The following is a 16,711-nucleotide window of genomic DNA, read 5'->3' on the forward strand; positions in this document are numbered from 1 at the left end:
GGGCTGGGGCCGAACCGGCGCTCAGGACCCGGCCGGATGCTCCTCCTCGACCACCACCCGCAGCCCGTCCACCGCCACCACCCGCACGGGACGCCCCGCCGCGATGAAGGCTCCCTGGCTCACGGCGTCCACGGGGTGCCCGCCGATCACCACGCTGCCCGAGGGGCGAAGCGGGGTGCGGGCCACGCCCTGCGCCCCCACCAGCTTCTCCAGCCCGAGGGCTGGCGCCACGTACCCCTGGGCCCGCTCCTGGCGGGTCATCAGCACCAGCCGCGAGAAGGCACTGGTGCGCCGGAACCGGCGCCAACCCAGGGCGACGAGCCCCCCCGCCACCACCAGACCCAGCAGGAGCACGGTGGCTCCCTGGCCGGGATCGGGGAAGGCGATCACCAGGCCCCCCAGAAGCGCCACGATGCCCAGGATCCCCAACACCCCGAACCCCGGCGTCACGAAGAGCTCCAGCGCCAGGAGCACCAGCCCCACCAGGAAAAGCGCCGCTGCCTCCCAGCCCGCCAGCCCCGCCACCATCCTTCCGCCGAAGAAGAGTGCCAGCGACCCCAACCCCACCGCCCCGGGAACTCCCACCCCGGGGGTGAAGAGCTCCACCACCAGGCCGGCCAGCCCGAGGCCCATGAGGAGCGCGGAGACCGTGGGGTCGGTGAGGAAGCGGGCCACCCGCTCGGCCGGTGTGGGGGCAAGCACCTCCACCGGCGGGTCCAGGAAGCCCAGGGTCCGCAGGAGCTCGTCCCGATCCGGTACGAGCCAGTCGGCCACACCCCAGCGGACCGCTGCCTCACCGTCGAGGCTCAGGATCTGCCCCTCGGCCACCAGGCCGGGAAGGACCACCCGGGCGTCCACCATGGCCGCCGCCACGTCCGCCGGCCGTCCCCGGGCCCGGGCGGTCGCCTCGAACTCGGCCCGGACGGCGGCGATGGTCTTGGCATCGGCAGGCCGGGGTTCGGCGGCGCCGATGCTCGCTCCCGGGGTGACGGCGACGGCCGGCGCGGCCAGGGCGATGAGGGCGCCGGCAGACCAGGCCCGATCGTGCACCAGGGCCACCACCCGCACCGGGGTGGCCAGCAGCACGTCCCGCAGCTCTGTGGCCGCGTCCACCCGGCCCCCGAAGGTGTCGATCTCCAGCACCACCAGCGGCGTGCCCCGGCGTGCGGCCTCGGCCAGCCCCCGCTCCACGAAGCTGGCCAGCCCCGGCTCGATGGTGCCCTTCACCGGGATCACCAGCACCGGGCCCGCGCCCTGGGGGGAACCGGCGCCGGCGGCCGCCTGCGCGCCCGCCCCCGGGTGGGTCGCTCCGAGGGCCAGCGTCCCGGCCATGAGCAGGACCACCAGGAGCAACCTCCACCGGCCCAGTGGGATCACCTCCGGACGGACCCGTCGTCTCCCCGGCCACTCCTTAGTTTTCGCCATGCGGGCCGCCGGCGCCTTCTCCCCCGCAACCACCGTCCCCCCAACGCAAAGAAGCCCGGGCGTTGGACCCGGGCCTCCATCAAGCCAAACCTTACTCCCCACGACGCCGCTGCTTCTTGCGGGCCGCCTCCGCCTTCTTCTTGCGGCGGACGCTCGGCTTGTCGTAGTACTCCTTGCGACGCGCGTCCGACATGACCCCGGACCGTCTCACGGTTTTCCGAAAACGCCTGAGGGCGTGATCCAGCGACTCGTTCGGCCCAACGCGAACCTCTGACATTCCATCTCCCCCCCTCCGGGGAGCAGCAGACCCTCACAGAACGAGGTCCGGGGTCCAAGCGGCTCCATGCCTCCACCGCCGGCAACGCGACCGCCTGCGCACGACCACGGGCGGTGCCGTGGCCACCCGATAGCAGCGTGATTCGGCGTCCTGTTGCCCGATTCCTCCTGCATGGCGTGGAAGGCGCGGAAAGGCCCGGCGCCGCTGGTGAAAGACGCCTGCATCGCCTGCGAGGGAGCGGGGAGGGCCTGGGTCGTGTACGGTCGGGGGCCCGCGGCCCCTGGTGCCCGACCGAGGCGGGCGGTATAATGGGACCCATGATAGAAGCACTCCGGTGCCCGGCGGAAGGAACCGGCACCCGGCGCCCCGTGCGGGAAGGAGCTTGCTCAGCATGCCCCGGGAAGCCTACGAGAACGAGCTGCAGCGCCTGAAGGAAGAGCTGTTGAAGATGGGTGGTCTGGTGGAAGAGCTCACCGCCCTCGCCACCCGCTCCCTGGCAGACCAGGACGAGGAGACCGCCCGCCGCGTCATCCGGCTGGACGACGTCATCGATCGGATGGACGACGAGATCGAGGAGCGCTGCATGCGGCTCATCGCGCTCCAGCAGCCCCTGGCCCGCGACCTCCGCCTCATCGGGGGCATCCTGAAGGTCGTGACGGACCTGGAGCGGATCGCCGACTACGGCGTCAACATCGCCGAGATCACCCTGCGCATCGCCCAGGAGCCGCTCATCAAGCCGCTCATCGACATCCCCCGCATGGCGGCCATGGCGCAGGAGATGACCCGCCACAGCCTCGACTCCCTGGTGCGGCAGGACGTGCGCCTGGCCGAGGAGGTCTGCCACGCGGACGACCCCGTCGACGAGCTCTACTCCAGCCTCTTCGACGAGCTGATCGGCTTCGTGCTGGAAGGCGGGGAGGCCCGCCGGGCCACCCAGGCCATCAACCTCATCTTCGTCGCCCGGTACCTGGAGCGCATTGCGGACCACGCCACCAACATCGCCGAGCGGGTGATCTACATCGTCACCGGCGAGCGGGTGCCCCACCAGCTCAAGGGCCACTACACGGGCACCCCCGGCGCCAACCCCGCCTTCAGGCGCCGGCAGGAAGGCTGAACCGGCTCCGGCCGGCTACGCCGGGGCCGGCGGCTCCAGGAGCGGATCCAGGAGGACCGGCTCAAAGGCCACCTGATCCCCCGCGACCAGCCGGTAGCGGACCCCCCTCACCACCGGGGGCGGGGCGAGCCGTGCGGCGGGGCCGTGGAGGTGGCCGTAGACGCAGAGAGGCACCCGGAACTCCTCGAGCAACCGGGTGAAGAGGGTGGGCCAGCCCCGAGCGTCGCACGGGGGGTAGTGGATCATGGCCACCGCGGGCCTGAGACCCGCTTCGGCCGCCGCCTCCAGCGAGAGGCGGAGCCGCATGGCTTCCCGCTGGTACACCTTCTGGTCGTGCTCCCCGAGGCCGTCGGCACCGGGAATCAGCCAACCCCGGGTCCCGCAGACGGCGCGGCCGTCTCCCAGGGCGAAGCAGTCGTTCTGGAGGGCGTGCATCCCTTCCGGCAGCGCGGCCCGCACCCGCCCGATCGACGACCACCAGTAATCGTGGTTCCCCCGCAGGAGGAGCTTCTTCCCCGGCAGCCCGCCGATGAAGGCCAGGTCCTCGGCGGCCTGCTCGAGGGTCATGGCCCACGAGACGTCGCCCGGCACCAGCACCAGGTCGTCGTCGCGCACCAACCGCCGCCAGTGCGCGGCGACGCGCTTCGGGTGGTCCTTCCAGGCCGGCCCGAAGACGTCCATGGGCTTCTCCTGGCCTCCGGGCAGGTGCAGGTCGCCCAGGGCGAAGAGCCTCACCGTCCGCCTCCTTCCCCGCCCGCCGGCGCGCGGGCGGCCGAGCTCTCTCCCAGCGAGACGCACCGTCGTCCTAGAACTTGACGGTCACCGCCAGGGTTGCCTGATCGCTGGCGCTCATGTCGCCGAACTCGCTGTCCGCCGAGGCGCTCACCACCACCGCGCCCAGGCTCACCTCGGTGGTCTGGGTGAGCTTGTAGCGGTAGGTGGGCATCAGGATCAGCGAGTCGTCCCTGAGCCCGTCGAGGGCCACCAGATCCAGGGAGTGGGCCTCAGCGGGCGCGTAGGACGCCATCCCCACCAGGTACTGGCCCGCCCGGGCGGGGCTGGCCTCGTAGGGCCGGAGCAGGCTGCCCGAGCCGTTGTAGACGTACTGCAGCTCCAGCCGGAGGCCGCCCGCCAGCCGGTAGTCGCCGCCCAGGACGGCCTGCGCGTAGGGGTCCGCGGGCGAGAGGAGGCCCGTCGTCCCGCCGGAGCTCTCGGGCGGGAGCTGGCCCGGCACCGTGTAGGTCGCCTCGCCCCACAGGGTGAAGCCCCGCCACGTGGTGGCCGCGGCCACGCCCGCCTTCTGCTGGCGGCGCCAGGCGCCTTCGACTTTCAACGTGCCCGCGCTTTCCGTCAGCCACGCCGCCGGCTGGTCCTCGTACCCGTTGAAGTAGCTCAGGTAGAGGCTGGTGCCCCGGAAGAAGGTGTCGAACTGGAGGCCGATCTCGCCTTGGTTGGACGGAAGAGCCGGAAGATCGACTGTGTCCGGGTTACGAGTCCACGGTTCCCCCTCCTCGGAGGCGCTCGCAATCCAGAGGGCCTTCACCTGCCCGTCGCTCAGCCGCTCGAAGGTCGGCACCACCACCACGCTCAGGGTGCCCACGTTGAAGTAGGTGGCCGAGCGGAGCGCGGTGGCGGGGGCCACCAGCGTCCCCACCTCGCCGCCGGCCAGGTCCAGGGTCACGGGGGCGAAGTAGCTGGTGGGGTTGAAGCCGTCGGCGGTGCCCCAGGCGATCTTCTGGCGGCCGATGCGGAAGTCGGTGGACTCGGAGTAGAGGTCCACGAAGGCCTGGTCCAGCTCCAGGAAGCCGCTCTCGCCGTTGGCGGCGCCGGCCAGCTGCTCCACCACGCTGGCGCCCGCGTCGAAGTAGCCCTTGAGGGAGAGGAGGCCGGCCGCGTCGTAGCCGAACCGGCGCTCGAACTCAAGCCGGTAGTGGGTCCGGTTGACGGCCACCTGGCCCGCGGACCAGCCGGGATCGTCGCTCGCGTGATCCTCCAGGGCAAACCCCACCGTCTGCCCCACCTCGCCCCGGATGGTGACCGTATCCTGGGCGGCGGCCGGGCGTCCTGCCGCCAGGAGCAGGACGGCCCCCAGGGTCACGACCCGGAGCCAGGGAAAGGCGGGTTCACGGTGGGTTCGACGACGCACGGCCATCGGTGGATCCTCCTTCGTGCCCGTGAGGACGCTCACGCTCTCACGCAAGGGACGGTCGGTTCCAGGGTCACCGGCGCAGCTCCCGCACGAAGTTGGCGGGCACGTCGGTGCGCGAGGTGGCGATCAGGTCGATCACCGTCTTGGTCTTGCCCAGAACGTTCACCATTTCGATGTGCCGCGCCTCCCAGTTGCCGTCGGCGTTCTGCTGGAAGTTGGAGTTCAGGAGCTGCTTCCAGAGCACCCCGTCCAGGTTGTGGAAGTCGATGCGCAGGGGCACGAACTCGTCTTTCCAGACGTACATCCGCAGGTAGGCGTAGGGGCTGTCCTGCGCCTTGGGCGTCAGCTTCAACACGTAGGCCGGCCGCCCGTCCCACTCTGCGTCGGGCAGGCGCTCGGCGGTGTAGTGCTCGGTGAACTGGCTGAAGCTCGTGATCTCGTCGTAGGTGAAGTCGGTGTTCATGAAGTTCTTGCCGCGGTCGGCCGCGGCGACCCGCCGCTCGCGCCCCAGCGCGGGCAGCCAGAGGAGGATGTCGGGGTCGCCCTTCTCGGGGGTGCGCGTGTAGAGCTTGGTGCCGGCCACGTCGGCCGGAGCCACGTACTCCAGGAGCTGCTCGGTCGCGTCCCCCGAATCCTTGACGAAGATCCGCATCTCGTTGGGGCGCTCCTCGCCACGGGGGTTCACCGTGGTCAGCCTCACCTGGGCCATACCCTGCTGGGTGCTCAAGGCCGAGTCACCCTTGACCCGTTCCAGGATCTGCGGCCCCGTGAGCGGATCGGCCTGCTGGGCGCCCGCCCACGCGGGCGCAAGGGTCACGAGGACTGCCAGCAGCAGCGCTGCCAGGCGATTCCTCCGGAACATCGTACGCACCTCCTGAAGACCGCGCGTCCACCGGCGCCCCGCCGGGCCGCGGGGTCCTGCGTGGCACCCCGGCCGGCCGCCGTTCCCCACCCTGCCTCACCGGCTCGAGGCTCCCGGCGCCACCGGCACCCGGCTCCGCACCCTCGCCTCAGGCAGGAGGCTGAGAACGGCCGGGAGCACCGTAAGGGCGCCCAGCGAGCTCACCACCATCGTCAACGCCAGCAGCCATCCGAGGGTGGCCGTCGCCTGCAGGCCGGAGAACATCAAGACGCCGAAACCCACCACCAGCGTGGCCGCGTTCACCACGACCCCTCGCCCGGTCCCGGTGAGCGTGGTCGCCAGCGCCTCCCCCTTCGTCGCGCCCCGCGAGACCTCCTGGCGGTACCGGCTCACCAGGTGGATCGAGTAGTCCACGCCGATGCCGATGGCGAGGCTGGCCACCATGGTCGTCACCACATCCAGGGGGACGCCCGCGTACCCCATCACCCCGAAGGTGACGGCCACGGTGAGCAGGAGGGGCACCAGGGCCACCAGGCCCAGAAGGGGCGAGCCGAGCAGCGCCGCGACGATCACCCAGACCACGCCCGCGGCCCAGCTCATGCTCCGCACCTGCCCCTCGGTGAACTGCTCCCCCAGGCGGAGCACCACCTTGGCCGTCCCGACCACCTGCGGGTCGATCCCGCGACCCTGGAAACGGTCCCGCACCGAGCTTTCGACCTGGCCGATGATGCGGGCCAGCTCCGCGGTGCCCACGTTGGCGATCCGGGCCGAGAGGTTCACCTTGCGGTAATCGTAGGTCACCAGGCCGTCGAGCCCGGCTCCCCCGGCGAACTCGAACAGGAGGAGCTCCTGGGCCACCGCCGGTCGGGTGTCGGGGATCCGGTAGGCCGCCGGATCGTCCCCGTTCAGGGCCCGGTTCACCTGTGCCACCACCCCGGCCACGGAGAGGGGCTGGCTCACCCCGGGGATGGCCGCGAGGTCGTTCTCGAGCTGTGCCAGGCGGCCGAGGAAGGCCGGATCCTTCACCCCGTCGGGCTCGCCGCTGTCGACCACCACCGAGATGGGCGTCGTCCCGCCGAAGAAGCGCTCCACCAGGCGCGTCCCCTCCACCACCGGGCTGCCCTGGCGGAAGTAGGACATCAGGTTGGTCTCCACCTGGAGGGCCGGGATCCCCCCCAGGCTGACCAGGAGGATTGCGGCACCCAGCCCCGTGATCCAGACGGGGCGGCGATGGCAGCCGGTGCCCACCCAGGTCAGCAGCCGCCAGGACCCGCCCGCGCCGCCGGCCGCCGGCCGTCGAAGATGCGCGGGGATGGGCCGGCTCACCAGCACCGCCGGGATGAAGGTGAGGGAGACCACCATCGCGAACAGGATCCCTGCGGCCGAGAAAAGGGCGAACTCGCGTACGGGCTGGATGAAGGAGGTCAGCAGGGAGACGAAGCCGGCTGCGGTGGTGAGGGCCGTCATGATCACCGGAACGGTGATGCCGGCCATGGTGGCCTCCACCGCCTCCCGCGGGCCGAGGCCGCGCCCCACCTCCTCGTAGTACCGGTTCATCATGTGGATGCCGGCCGCGCTCCCCATGGCGAGGAGGATCACCGGAATGATCATGGAGACGATGGTGAGGTCATAGCCGAGCGCGGCCATGAGCCCCACGGTCCACGTGACTGCGATGGAGACCGACGCCAGCGGCAGGATCAGGCCCCATGGGGTCCGGAAGGCCGCGAGGAGCAGGAGGATCACCGCCAGGGCCGCCAGGGGGGTGAGGACGCGCAGATCCGAGCGGATCACCCGGTCCGCATAGATTCCCATGTAGGGGTCGCCCACCAGGTACCAGCGGCCGCCCTGGCCCCGGTTCACCCGGGACTCCACCTCCGCCACGATCTGGTGAAACCGCTCGGGCGAGTAGGTGTAGGCTGGGTCCAGGGTGACGAGCATGGCCAGCGCCTCGCCGCCGGGAGATGCCAGCGCCCTTCCCTGCGGCGAGAAGAAGAGCCGCTCCCGGAAGCGGTCCACTTCGTCCTGGGTGCGGGGCACCTGGGCGGCAGCCGGCTCGATCTCGATGCCCAGGTCGCTGCCGCGGACCACCTGGAGGTTGAGGGGGGTGGTGACCGCCTTCACGCCTCGGATGGCGCCCAGGTCGCGGGCGACCCGGTCCACCTCGGCCAGCGCGCTGGGACGGAAGACGTCCTCGGCGGCAAAGAGAACCAGGAGCACGTCCTGGGATCCGAAGTCCTCCACGGCCTGGCGGAGCTCATCGATGACGGGATCGCCGCGGGGGAGCATCGAGTCCACGTCGGTCTCATACCCAATACGGGGGATGAAGGCGGCGAAGGCGAGGGTGATCACGACGATCGCCCCGATCACCCACCTGGGGTGCGAGGCGACCCACCGACCGACGCGCTCCATCCGCCAGGGCCTCCCAGACCGGCCGCTCGAGGGCATGTCCGGCCGGTTCAGTCATCGTCGCGGGCACATGCAAAACTATACCAACCCGCCCAGGTAGTGTCAACCGGAGAGCGCAGGCAAAAGGGGTCCTTACGAGGTTTCTACCGCTCGGCCGCCAGGAGGCACCAACCGCCCGCGGTTTCCGTCTCCTGGACCCGCAGGCCGGCCCCTTCCAGCGCGGCGTGGGCCTCTCCCTCCTGCCCCGCCGCGATGCCCGAGGCCAGGAGGAGCCCCCGGGGTGCCATCAGCCCGGCGATGGGCCCGGCCAGCTCGGCGAGGATGGACGTGAGCAGGTTGGCCACCACCAGGCGGGCCCCTGCGGACCGCTCTCTCCTAAGGAGGGTATCGGCCGCTCCCACGCTTCCCTCCAGTACCTCCACCGCCCACTGGAGCCGGTTCTGCTCGACGTTGGCGCGGGCCACCCGCACGGCCACGGGGTCGATGTCGCACGCCACCACGCGCCGGGCGCCCAGGAGCGCTGCGGCCATGGCCAGGATCCCCGACCCGGTGCCCACGTCGATCACCAGGTCCCCGGGGTGGAGGTGGCGCTGGAGCGCCTCGAGGCACAGGCGGGTCGTGGGGTGGGTGCCGGTGCCGAAGGCGAGGCCGGGATCGAGGACGATGGGCCGGGTGCCGGGCGGCGGATCGGCCGCCTCCCAGCTGGGCCGGATCCAGATGGCCCCGATCCGGAGCGGGTGGAAGAAGCGTTTCCAGCCCTCGGCCCAGTCCGCGCCGTCCACCTCTTCCTGTCGCAGGCGGGGCGCCCAGGATTGCAGACCCGAGGACGCCAGGCGGCCGAGGAGCTCCTCCAGGCCTGCCCCCACCCGTGCCGCGTCCTCCTGGGGGAAGTGGGCGGACACCGTCACCTTGCCGTCCTGGGGGGCGCCGTGCTCGGTGCCCCCGGCCCCCAGCGACCGCAGTCCTTCGGCCGCGGCCTCCTCGGCCTCGGCGGCCACCTCCAGGTCCACCCGCACCCAGCGCTCGGGGAGGGTCATGCTACTCCGCCTTCCGGAAAGCGTCGCGCATGCGATCGAAGAAGCCCCGATCCTCGTGCACCTGATCGCCGCCCGTGCGGGCGAACTGGCGGAGCAGCTCCCGCTGCGCCTCGGTGAGGTGGGTGGGCGTGACCACCTTCACCCGCACCAGCTGGTCACCCTTGCCGAAGCCGCGCAGGTCGGGCACGCCCTTCCCGCGCAGGCGGAAGGAGGTGCCCGTCTGGGTCCCCTCGGGAACCTTGAGCGTTACGGGCCCTTCCAGGGTGGGAACCTCGATCTCGTCGCCCAGGGCGGCCTGCACGAAGCTGATGGGGATCTCGCAGTGGACGTCGCGCCCTTCCCGGCGGAAGAACGGGTGCGGGCGGACGGTGACGAAGACGTAGAGGTCGCCGGGCGGGCCGCCCCGCTCTCCCGCCTCTCCCTCGCCGGCCAGCCGGATCCGCTTCCCCGCCTCGATGCCTGCGGGCACCTTCACCCGGATCCGCCGGGTGCGCTCCACCACGCCGGCCCCCTGGCACTCGCGGCACGCGGTCTCCGCCCACTTGCCCTCGCCCCGGCAGCGGGGGCAGGTCTGCACGTTGACGAAGCGGCCGAAGGGGGTCTGCTGCACCCGCCGGACCTGGCCCGTCCCCTGACACTCGGGACACGTGCGGATGGGCGTGCCCGGCTCGGCCTTGTTTCCATGGCAATGGGGGCAGACCTCGACCCGCGGCACGGAGATCTCGGTCTCCACGCCGAAGGCCGCCTCCTCGAAGTCGATCTCCAGGTCGTAGCGGAGGTCCGCACCCTTGACGGGCCCGCGGGCCCGCCGCCGCCCGCCGCCGCCGAAGAAGGCGTCGAAGAGGTCCTCGAAGCCGCCCAGGTCGCCCAGGCCCCCGAAGGGGTCGAAGCCGCCCGGACCCGCGCCGCCCGGACCCGCCCCGGCGCCCTCGAAGGCCGCGTGGCCGAAGCGATCGTAGGCCGACCGCTTCTCCGGGTCCGACAGGACCTGGTACGCCTCGGTGGCCTCCTTGAACTTCTCGGCCGCCTGGGGATCGTTCTTGTTGACGTCCGGGTGGTACTGGCGGGCCAGCCGGCGGTAGGCCTTCTTGATCTCCTCGGGCCCCGCCGACCGGTCGACACCCAGAACCTCGTAGTAGTCCCGTTTACCGGGCATTCCGTTCAGGCACCTTTCTCCTTCGGCTCAGGCTCGTCCTTGACGTGGTAGTCCGCGTCCACCACGTTGGGGTCGCGCCCCGGCTCCCCGTCGGGGCCGGCGCTGGCCGCCTGGGGCCCGCCCGCGGTGCCCGCCCCGGAACCGCCGGCGCCTTCCCCGGCAGCGGCGCCCTGGGCCTGGTAGATGCGGGTGGTCACCTGGTAGAGCGCCTGGCTCAAAGCCTCCTGCTTCGCCTTGATGGCCTCCACGTCCTCCCCGCCCATCGCCTTGCGCAGCGCCTGCACCGCCGCGTCGATCCGGCTGCGGTCGTCGGAGGTGACCTTGTCGCCCAGGTCTTTCAGGCTCTTCTCGGCCGAGTAGATGAGGCCGTCGGCCGCGTTCCGCTGCTCGATGAGCTCCCTCTTCTTCCGGTCCTCCTCGGCGTGCTTCTCGCTCTCCTCGACCATCCGCCTGATGTCGTCCTCGGAGAGGCTGCCCCGGGAGGTGATGGTGATCCTCTGCTCCTTGCCCGTCCCCAGGTCCTTGGCCGAGACGTTGACGATGCCGTTGGCGTCGATGTCGAAGGAGACCTCGATCTGGGGCACGCCCCGGGGGGCCGGGGGGATCCCCGCCAGCTGGAACCGGCCCAGGGTGACGTTGTCGGCCGCCATGGGCCGCTCGCCCTGGAGCACGTGGACCTCCACCGTGGTCTGGTGGTCGGCGGCGGTGGTGAAGACCTGCTTCTTGCTGGTGGGGATCGTGGTGTTCCGCTCGATGAGCCGGGTCATCACGCCGCCCAGGGTCTCGATGCCCAGCGAGAGGGGTGTCACGTCCAGGAGGACGATGTCGTGCACCTCGCCCACCAGCACACCGGCCTGGATGGCCGCGCCGACGGCCACGCACTCGTCGGGGTTGATCCCCTTGTGGGGCTCCTTGCCGAAGAGCTCCTTCACCGTCTCCTGCACGGCGGGGATGCGGGTGGAGCCGCCCACGAGGAGGACCTTGTCGACCTGCGACGGCTGCAGCCCGGCATCCTCCAGGGCGCGCCGCACCGGACCGACGGTGGCCTCGACCAGGTCGCGGGTCATCTGGCTGAACTGGGCCCGGCTGAGGGTGAGGTCCAGGTGGAGCGGGCCGTTGGCCCCTGCGCTGATGAAGGGCAGGTTGATGGTGGTCTGCTGGAGCCCGGAGAGCTCGATCTTCGCCTTCTCCGCGGCCTCCTTCAGGCGCTGCAGCGCCATCCGGTCCTGGCGGAGGTCGATGCCGTACTGCCTGCGGAACTCCTCGGCCATCCAGTCGACGACGCGCTGGTCGAAGTCGTCGCCGCCCAGGTGGTTGTTGCCGCTGGTGGCCTTCACCTCGAAGACCCCGTCGCCCAGCTCCAGGATGGAGATGTCGAAGGTCCCCCCGCCCAGGTCGTAGACCGCGATGATCTGGCTCTGCTCCTTGTCCAGACCGTAGGCCAGGGCGGCCGCGGTGGGCTCGTTGATGATGCGAAGCACCTCGAGCCCCGCGATGCGGCCCGCGTCCTTGGTCGCCTGCCGTTGGGCGTCGGTGAAGTAGGCGGGAACGGTGATGACCGCCTGCGTCACCTTCTCGCCCAGGTACGCCTCGGCGTCCTGCTTGAGCTTGCCCAGGATCATCGCCGAGATCTCCTGGGGCGTGTACGCCTTGCCGTCGATCCGGACCTGGTGGTCGGACCCCATCTTCCGCTTGATGGAGCTGACGGTTCGATCCGGGTTGCTGACGGCCTGGCGCTTGGCCACCTGGCCCACCAGACGCTCGCCGTCCTTGGAGAAACCCACCACCGACGGCGTGGTGCGGCTTCCTTCCGAGTTGGGGATGACGACGGGCTCACCGCCCTCCATGACGGCCACCACCGAGTTGGTCGTCCCCAGGTCGATGCCCACGACCTTAGCCAATGCCGTTGCCTCCTTCACCCTCAGGACCCTGCGCGACGCGCACCATGCTGGGACGGATCACTTTCGATCGAAAGAGATAGCCGCGCTGCAATTCTTCCACGACGCTCCCGGGCTCATTCTCCGGGGCCTCCACCCGCTCCACGGCCTCGTGGAACCTGGGATCGAAGGCCCGTCCCACGGCCTCCACCGGTTGGAGCCCCACCTTCTCCAGTGCCGCGCGAAGTTGATCGTAAACCATCTTCACGCCTGTGGCCAGGACTTCGGCGCCGTTTGGGTCGGGAGGGCTCCCCGCCGGAACCGCGGCCAGGGCGCGCTCCAGGTTGTCCAGGATCGGCAGGATCGCCCGCACCATCTCCTCCTCGGCCCGCTCCTGCCACTCGGCCCGCTCCCGCTCGGTACGCCGGCGGAAGTTGTCGAAGTCCGCCTGGAGCCGGAGGAACCGGTTCCACACCTGCTGCCGGGTGGCCTCCGCCTGCTCGTACCGGCGCTGTGCCTGTTCCAGCTCGGCCTGCAGCGCCTGCACGACCTGCTCCGCGCCGCGGCCCTCTCGGGCGCCGGACTCCTCCGGGACCTCGCCGGCTTCGTCCGGCTCCCCGGGGACCGGCTCGGGCCCGGGCTGGTCCGTCCCCCGCTCCTCGGGTGCGACCGGCTCCTCCAGGACCTTCGGACGCTCGTCACCCTGCTCCGACATGCGCTTCCCTCCCGTGAGGCCGCCGCCGTTCCGACCCGCGGCAGCCACGAAAAAGGGCCCCGCAGGACCCTGTCGCAGGACGCCCCTTCGCCCCGGGGACGGCTCAGGTCCGACCCCGGCGCCCCTGCTCGGCCAGCGTCTGGCTCAGCTCCTCGGCCACCAGGCTCACCACCGCCACCACCCGGCCGTAATCCATCCGGGTGGGGCCGAGGACGCCGATCTCGCCCACCACGCGCCCGTCCACCTCATAGGTCGCGGTCACCAGGCTGCACCCCTGGAGCGGGCCGGGCCCGTTCTCCTGCCCGATGCGGATGACGAGGCCGCCCTTGGTCCCCCCCGACAGGGTGCTCAGCAGCTCCTCCCTCTGCTCGAGGAACTCGAGCAGGGGCCGGAGCCGCTGCACGTCGCGGAACTCCGGCTGGTGAACGAGGTTGACGACCCCCTCCAGGTAGACCCGCTCGTCCCCGGTGTCGGCCAGGGCCTGCTGCAGGAGCGACGCCGCCCCCTCGAAGAGGTCGGGATCGTTCAGGGCATCGGCCATCTGCTGCAACACCGTGCGCCCCACGTCCCGGAGGGTGACGCCCTCCAGGCGCTCGTTGAGCAGGCCTGCCACCCGGGCCAGCTCCTGCACGGTCCAAGCCCGCCGCGTCTCCACCATGCGGTGCTCGACCATGCCGGGGAGCGCCACGAGGATCACCAGCACGGCCCGGGGCTCCAGCGGCACCAGCTCCACCCGCCGCAGCACGGCGTCATCGATGCTGGGCATGACGGCGACGCTGGCGTACCGGGTCAGCGACGCAACCACGTGGGACGTGGAGCGAGCCAGCTCCTCGAGAGCGGCCCGCCCGGCAAGCTCCGCCGCGACGGCGCGCCGCTCGGCCTCGTCCAGGGCCGCGGGCGACATCAGGCCGTCCACGTAGTAGCGGTAGCCCAGATCCGAGGGAATGCGCCCCGCGGAGGCGTGGGGCTGCTCCAGGTACCCCAGCTCCTCCAGGTCGGCCATCTCGTTCCGGATGGTGGCCGGCGAGACGCCGAGGCCGTACTTGCGCGCGAGGGTACGAGACCCCACCGGCTCCGCGGTGAGGATGTAGTCGTCGGTCACGGCCTGTAGGATGCGCATCTTGCGAGTGTCCACGACGGGCTCACCCTCGGCGCTAGCACTTGACGTGTGCGAGTGCTAACGTGCTAGGGGCAGCATAGCATCGGGCCCCCACGCTGTCAAGGCGGGCGCCGCCGCGGCGCGTGGGGGCCGGGGGTCCTGCCGGGCGGGCGTTCGCTTCGACCCTCCAGGTCTCCGCTCACTCTGCACGGGCCCCGCTCCGCCATCCTGGCTCCGCCGGGCCCGTGAGGCCGCCCGGCAGGACCCCCGGCCCCCACGCGCGCGGCTCCGCGCAGGGGCAAATCGGTGGTTCGTGTTGGCCGTCCCGGCACGGCGCCGTAGGGTCCCCCGAGGAGGCTCCTCGGGGGGACGATCGCACGGATCCGGTGGCGTGGTTCACATCCCTCCTCCTGCTCCCTGAAGAGATAACCAAGGCACAAGATGGTATAATGTCACCGATGGAACGCTGGAACGCGGCTGGCACGACCATATTCGAACCGAGGAGGAGAAACGTCCGTGCCTTCACCGTTTCCGGGAATGGATCCGTACCTGGAATCGCCCGAGTTCTGGCCCGGAGTACATCACCTCCTGATCAGCACGATTCTGGAGATCCTCAACCCCGCGCTCCTGCCGCGTTACGCCTGCCGCGTGGAAGAGCGGGTCTACGTCGCCCCGGACCCTTACCCCAGCCTGGCTCGGGTGCGGCTACCCGACGCGCACGTGGCGCCCGTGCTGGGAACCGGAGGTGGCACAGCGCCCTCAGGAGAGGCCTTCGCCGTCACCTCCGAGGGGGCTTCGTGGTTCGAGGTCGAGGAGACGACCGAGCCACTGCGCGAGGCCTATCTGGTGATCCGCACCCGGGACGGCAGCGACGTCGTCACCGTGATCGAGGTGCTCTCGCCCGCCAACAAGAACCCCGCCGCAGCCACTCGCGCCGAGTACCTGGAGAAACGGCGGGAGGTGCTCGAGAGCCAGGCCCACTTGGTCGAGATCGACCTGCTTCGGGGAGGGCGGAGACCCGTGCGGGTCTTCGGCCCTGAGGGCGACGTGTACGCGGTGTACGTGAATCTGGCTCCCGTGCGACGCAAGACGAGAGTCCTGATGTGGCCGGTCTCGAGACCCATCCCGGCGGTTCCGATCCCCCTCCGCGCCGATGACCCACCGGTTCAGTTGGACCTGCAGCGGGCCGTCGCACTCACCTACGCACGCGGCGCGTACCACGCCTTGATCAAGTACCACAAGCCTCCCATCCCGCCTCTGGGGCCCGACGCCGCCGCCTGGGCTGAGAGACTCCTGGCGGCTCTTGACAAACCTCCAGGCGGTTTGGAGGGACCGCTTCAGTAAGCTTTCCGATCGTCCCGCAGGAAGGCCATGAACACCTGGTTGGCTACGGGCAGGCCCCGCCGGGAGAGCCGGATCCGCTCGCCCGTGTCCTCCAGCAAACCCTGCTCGCTCAGGCCCTGGATGGCCCCGCCGTACACCTCGTCCAGGGTGCGGCCGAAGCGGGCCTGGAACGCCCGGCGCGCCACCCCTTCCCGGGTGAGCCGGAGCCCCATCAGCATCGTCTCGTCCATCTCCAGGTCGGGTGTCACCGGCTCCTCGGTGGTCAGGGGGAGCCGGCCGGCAGCCAGCGCGGCCTCGTAGGCGGGCAGGGGCCCCAGGTTGGCCCGTCGCACCCCGCCCCAGAAGCCGTGCGCGCCCGGCCCCAGCCCCAGGTAGGGCCCGTTCCGCCAGTAGATCAGGTTGTGCCGGCACGCGTGGCCCGGGCGGGCGAAGTTCGAGACCTCGTACTGGGCCAGCCCCGCGGCCTCCAGGGTGTCGATGGCCTCCAGGTACATGGCCAGCTCCGCCTCCTCGCCCGGCAGGGGAAGCCGGCCCTGCTGGTGCCACCGGTAGAAGGGGGTCCCCTCCTCGATGATGAGGCCGTAGCAGGAGAGGTGGTCGGGTTCCAGGGCCAGGGCCCGGCGAAGGGTCTCCCGCCAGCCCGCCAGGGTCTGGCCGGGGAGGGCGAAGATCAGGTCGAGGTTGAGGGAGGGAATCCCGGCCTCCCGAGCAAGGGCCACGCTGGTTTCGATCGCGGCCGCGTCGTGCTCGCGCCCCAGCCGCCGGAGGAGGGTGTCGTCGAAGACCTGGGCACCCAGGGAGATCCGGGTGACCCCCGCCTCCCGCAGGGCGGCCAGCTTCTCAGGGGTAAGCGTGCCCGGGTTGGCCTCCACGCTGATCTCGGCGCCGGGGGCCACGGCGAAGCGGTCGCGCACCATGCGGAAGAGGCGCTCGATCTGCCGGGGCTCCAGGGTGGTGGGGGTGCCTCCGCCCAGGTAGACGGTGTCGACAGCCGCGCGGCCCCCGGTCGCCCGGGAACCCCCTGCCGGCACGCCCAGGCGCCCCACCCAGAGGTGCGCCTCCCGCTCCAGGTGGTCCAGGAACCGATCGCGCTCGGGCCCGCGCAGCCGGAAGGAGTTGAAGTCGCAGTAGTAGCACTTGCGGATGCAGAAGGGCACGTGGACGTAGAGCCCCCGCTCCGGGCGACCGAGCGCCCCCGGGGCGGCGGCCTGGCCCGGCTCCACCCGGAGGGCGGCCGATCCGCCTGGCGC

General features: G+C 71.3%; 14 protein-coding genes. 2 read left to right on the forward strand and 12 right to left on the reverse strand.

The window, feature by feature from the left end; all coding sequences use genetic code 11:
* Positions 1–21 precede the first annotated feature (21 nt).
* The gene (locus LIP_RS20080; protein ID WP_198409532.1) at positions 22–1,344 is read right to left on the reverse strand and encodes an NfeD family protein; all 1,323 of its coding nucleotides are present in this window, start codon (positions 1,342–1,344) and stop codon (positions 22–24) included.
* A 172-nt stretch (positions 1,345–1,516) separates the two neighbouring features.
* A complete protein-coding gene (rpsU, locus tag LIP_RS12430) occupies positions 1,517–1,702 on the reverse strand; it encodes a 30S ribosomal protein S21 (protein ID WP_068138894.1) in 186 nt (61 codons plus the stop codon).
* 391 nt (positions 1,703–2,093) lie between these two features.
* On the opposite strand from rpsU, the gene phoU reads away from it, so the two are divergent.
* Positions 2,094–2,816 (forward strand): phosphate signaling complex protein PhoU, encoded by a 723-nt coding sequence (gene phoU / locus LIP_RS12435; protein WP_082726288.1) that lies wholly within the window; start codon positions 2,094–2,096, stop codon positions 2,814–2,816.
* Positions 2,817–2,831: 15 nt separating this feature from the next.
* On the opposite strand, the gene LIP_RS12440 is transcribed toward phoU, so the two are convergent.
* From LIP_RS12440 to hrcA, 9 genes are all read right to left on the reverse strand, one after another.
* Entirely contained in the window at positions 2,832–3,551 is a 720-nt protein-coding gene (locus tag LIP_RS12440; protein WP_068138899.1) for a metallophosphoesterase, read from the reverse strand.
* A 70-nt stretch (positions 3,552–3,621) separates the two neighbouring features.
* Positions 3,622–4,968, reverse strand: coding sequence for a hypothetical protein (locus LIP_RS12445; RefSeq protein WP_068138902.1), 1,347 nt, complete (start codon positions 4,966–4,968; stop codon positions 3,622–3,624).
* Between the two features lie 67 nt (positions 4,969–5,035).
* The gene (locus LIP_RS12450) at positions 5,036–5,827 is read right to left on the reverse strand and encodes an outer membrane lipoprotein-sorting protein (protein ID WP_068138904.1); all 792 of its coding nucleotides are present in this window, start codon (positions 5,825–5,827) and stop codon (positions 5,036–5,038) included.
* Between the two features lie 96 nt (positions 5,828–5,923).
* Complete coding sequence (locus tag LIP_RS12455; protein ID WP_068138909.1) at positions 5,924–8,236, reverse strand: efflux RND transporter permease subunit; 2,313 nt, start codon at positions 8,234–8,236, stop codon at positions 5,924–5,926.
* 140 nt (positions 8,237–8,376) lie between these two features.
* Positions 8,377–9,270 (reverse strand): 50S ribosomal protein L11 methyltransferase, encoded by an 894-nt coding sequence (locus tag LIP_RS12460; RefSeq protein WP_068138911.1) that lies wholly within the window; start codon positions 9,268–9,270, stop codon positions 8,377–8,379.
* A gap of 1 nt (position 9,271) precedes the next feature.
* Positions 9,272–10,426 (reverse strand): molecular chaperone DnaJ, encoded by a 1,155-nt coding sequence (gene dnaJ, locus LIP_RS12465; RefSeq protein ID WP_068138914.1) that lies wholly within the window; start codon positions 10,424–10,426, stop codon positions 9,272–9,274.
* 5 nt (positions 10,427–10,431) lie between these two features.
* Positions 10,432–12,327 carry a molecular chaperone DnaK gene (gene dnaK, locus LIP_RS12470; RefSeq protein WP_068138919.1) on the reverse strand — a complete coding sequence of 632 codons (1,896 nt, stop codon included), beginning with the start codon at positions 12,325–12,327 and terminating at the stop codon, positions 10,432–10,434.
* Positions 12,320–13,018: a nucleotide exchange factor GrpE gene (gene grpE, locus LIP_RS12475; protein WP_068138921.1), complete on the reverse strand. Its 699-nt coding sequence runs from the start codon at positions 13,016–13,018 to the stop codon at positions 12,320–12,322. The genes dnaK and grpE overlap by 8 nt, the downstream gene beginning before the upstream one ends.
* 103 nt (positions 13,019–13,121) lie before the next feature.
* Positions 13,122–14,153: a heat-inducible transcriptional repressor HrcA gene (gene hrcA / locus LIP_RS12480; protein ID WP_144440471.1), complete on the reverse strand. Its 1,032-nt coding sequence runs from the start codon at positions 14,151–14,153 to the stop codon at positions 13,122–13,124.
* A gap of 480 nt (positions 14,154–14,633) precedes the next feature.
* Here hrcA and LIP_RS12485 point away from each other — a divergent pair, with 480 nt between their 5' ends.
* The gene (locus LIP_RS12485; RefSeq protein WP_144440472.1) at positions 14,634–15,461 is read left to right on the forward strand and encodes a DUF4058 family protein; all 828 of its coding nucleotides are present in this window, start codon (positions 14,634–14,636) and stop codon (positions 15,459–15,461) included.
* Here the strand turns inward: LIP_RS12485 and hemW are convergent.
* Positions 15,455–16,684 carry a radical SAM family heme chaperone HemW gene (gene hemW, locus LIP_RS12490; protein WP_068141996.1) on the reverse strand — a complete coding sequence of 410 codons (1,230 nt, stop codon included), beginning with the start codon at positions 16,682–16,684 and terminating at the stop codon, positions 15,455–15,457. The two genes, LIP_RS12485 and hemW, sit on opposite strands and share 7 nt — an antisense overlap.
* Positions 16,685–16,711: the final 27 nt, after the last annotated feature.

Source organism: Limnochorda pilosa, assembly GCF_001544015.1.
Classification (GTDB): Bacteria; Bacillota; Limnochordia; order Limnochordales; family Limnochordaceae; genus Limnochorda; species Limnochorda pilosa.

Bases quoted from the DNA above. Each gene is read 5' to 3' on its own strand.
- rpsU (WP_068138894.1), bottom strand. From the start codon at position 1,702: ATGTCAGAGGTTCGCGTTGGGCCGAACGAGTCGCTGGATCACGCCCTC.
- phoU (WP_082726288.1), top strand. From the start codon at position 2,094: ATGCCCCGGGAAGCCTACGAGAACGAGCTGCAGCGCCTGAAGGAAGAG.
- LIP_RS12445 (WP_068138902.1), bottom strand. From the start codon at position 4,968: ATGGCCGTGCGTCGTCGAACCCACCGTGAACCCGCCTTTCCCTGGCTC.
- LIP_RS12450 (WP_068138904.1), bottom strand. From the start codon at position 5,827: ATGTTCCGGAGGAATCGCCTGGCAGCGCTGCTGCTGGCAGTCCTCGTG.
- LIP_RS12455 (WP_068138909.1), bottom strand. From the start codon at position 8,236: ATGGAGCGCGTCGGTCGGTGGGTCGCCTCGCACCCCAGGTGGGTGATC.
- LIP_RS12460 (WP_068138911.1), bottom strand. From the start codon at position 9,270: ATGACCCTCCCCGAGCGCTGGGTGCGGGTGGACCTGGAGGTGGCCGCC.
- dnaJ (WP_068138914.1), bottom strand. From the start codon at position 10,426: ATGCCCGGTAAACGGGACTACTACGAGGTTCTGGGTGTCGACCGGTCG.
- grpE (WP_068138921.1), bottom strand. From the start codon at position 13,018: ATGTCGGAGCAGGGTGACGAGCGTCCGAAGGTCCTGGAGGAGCCGGTC.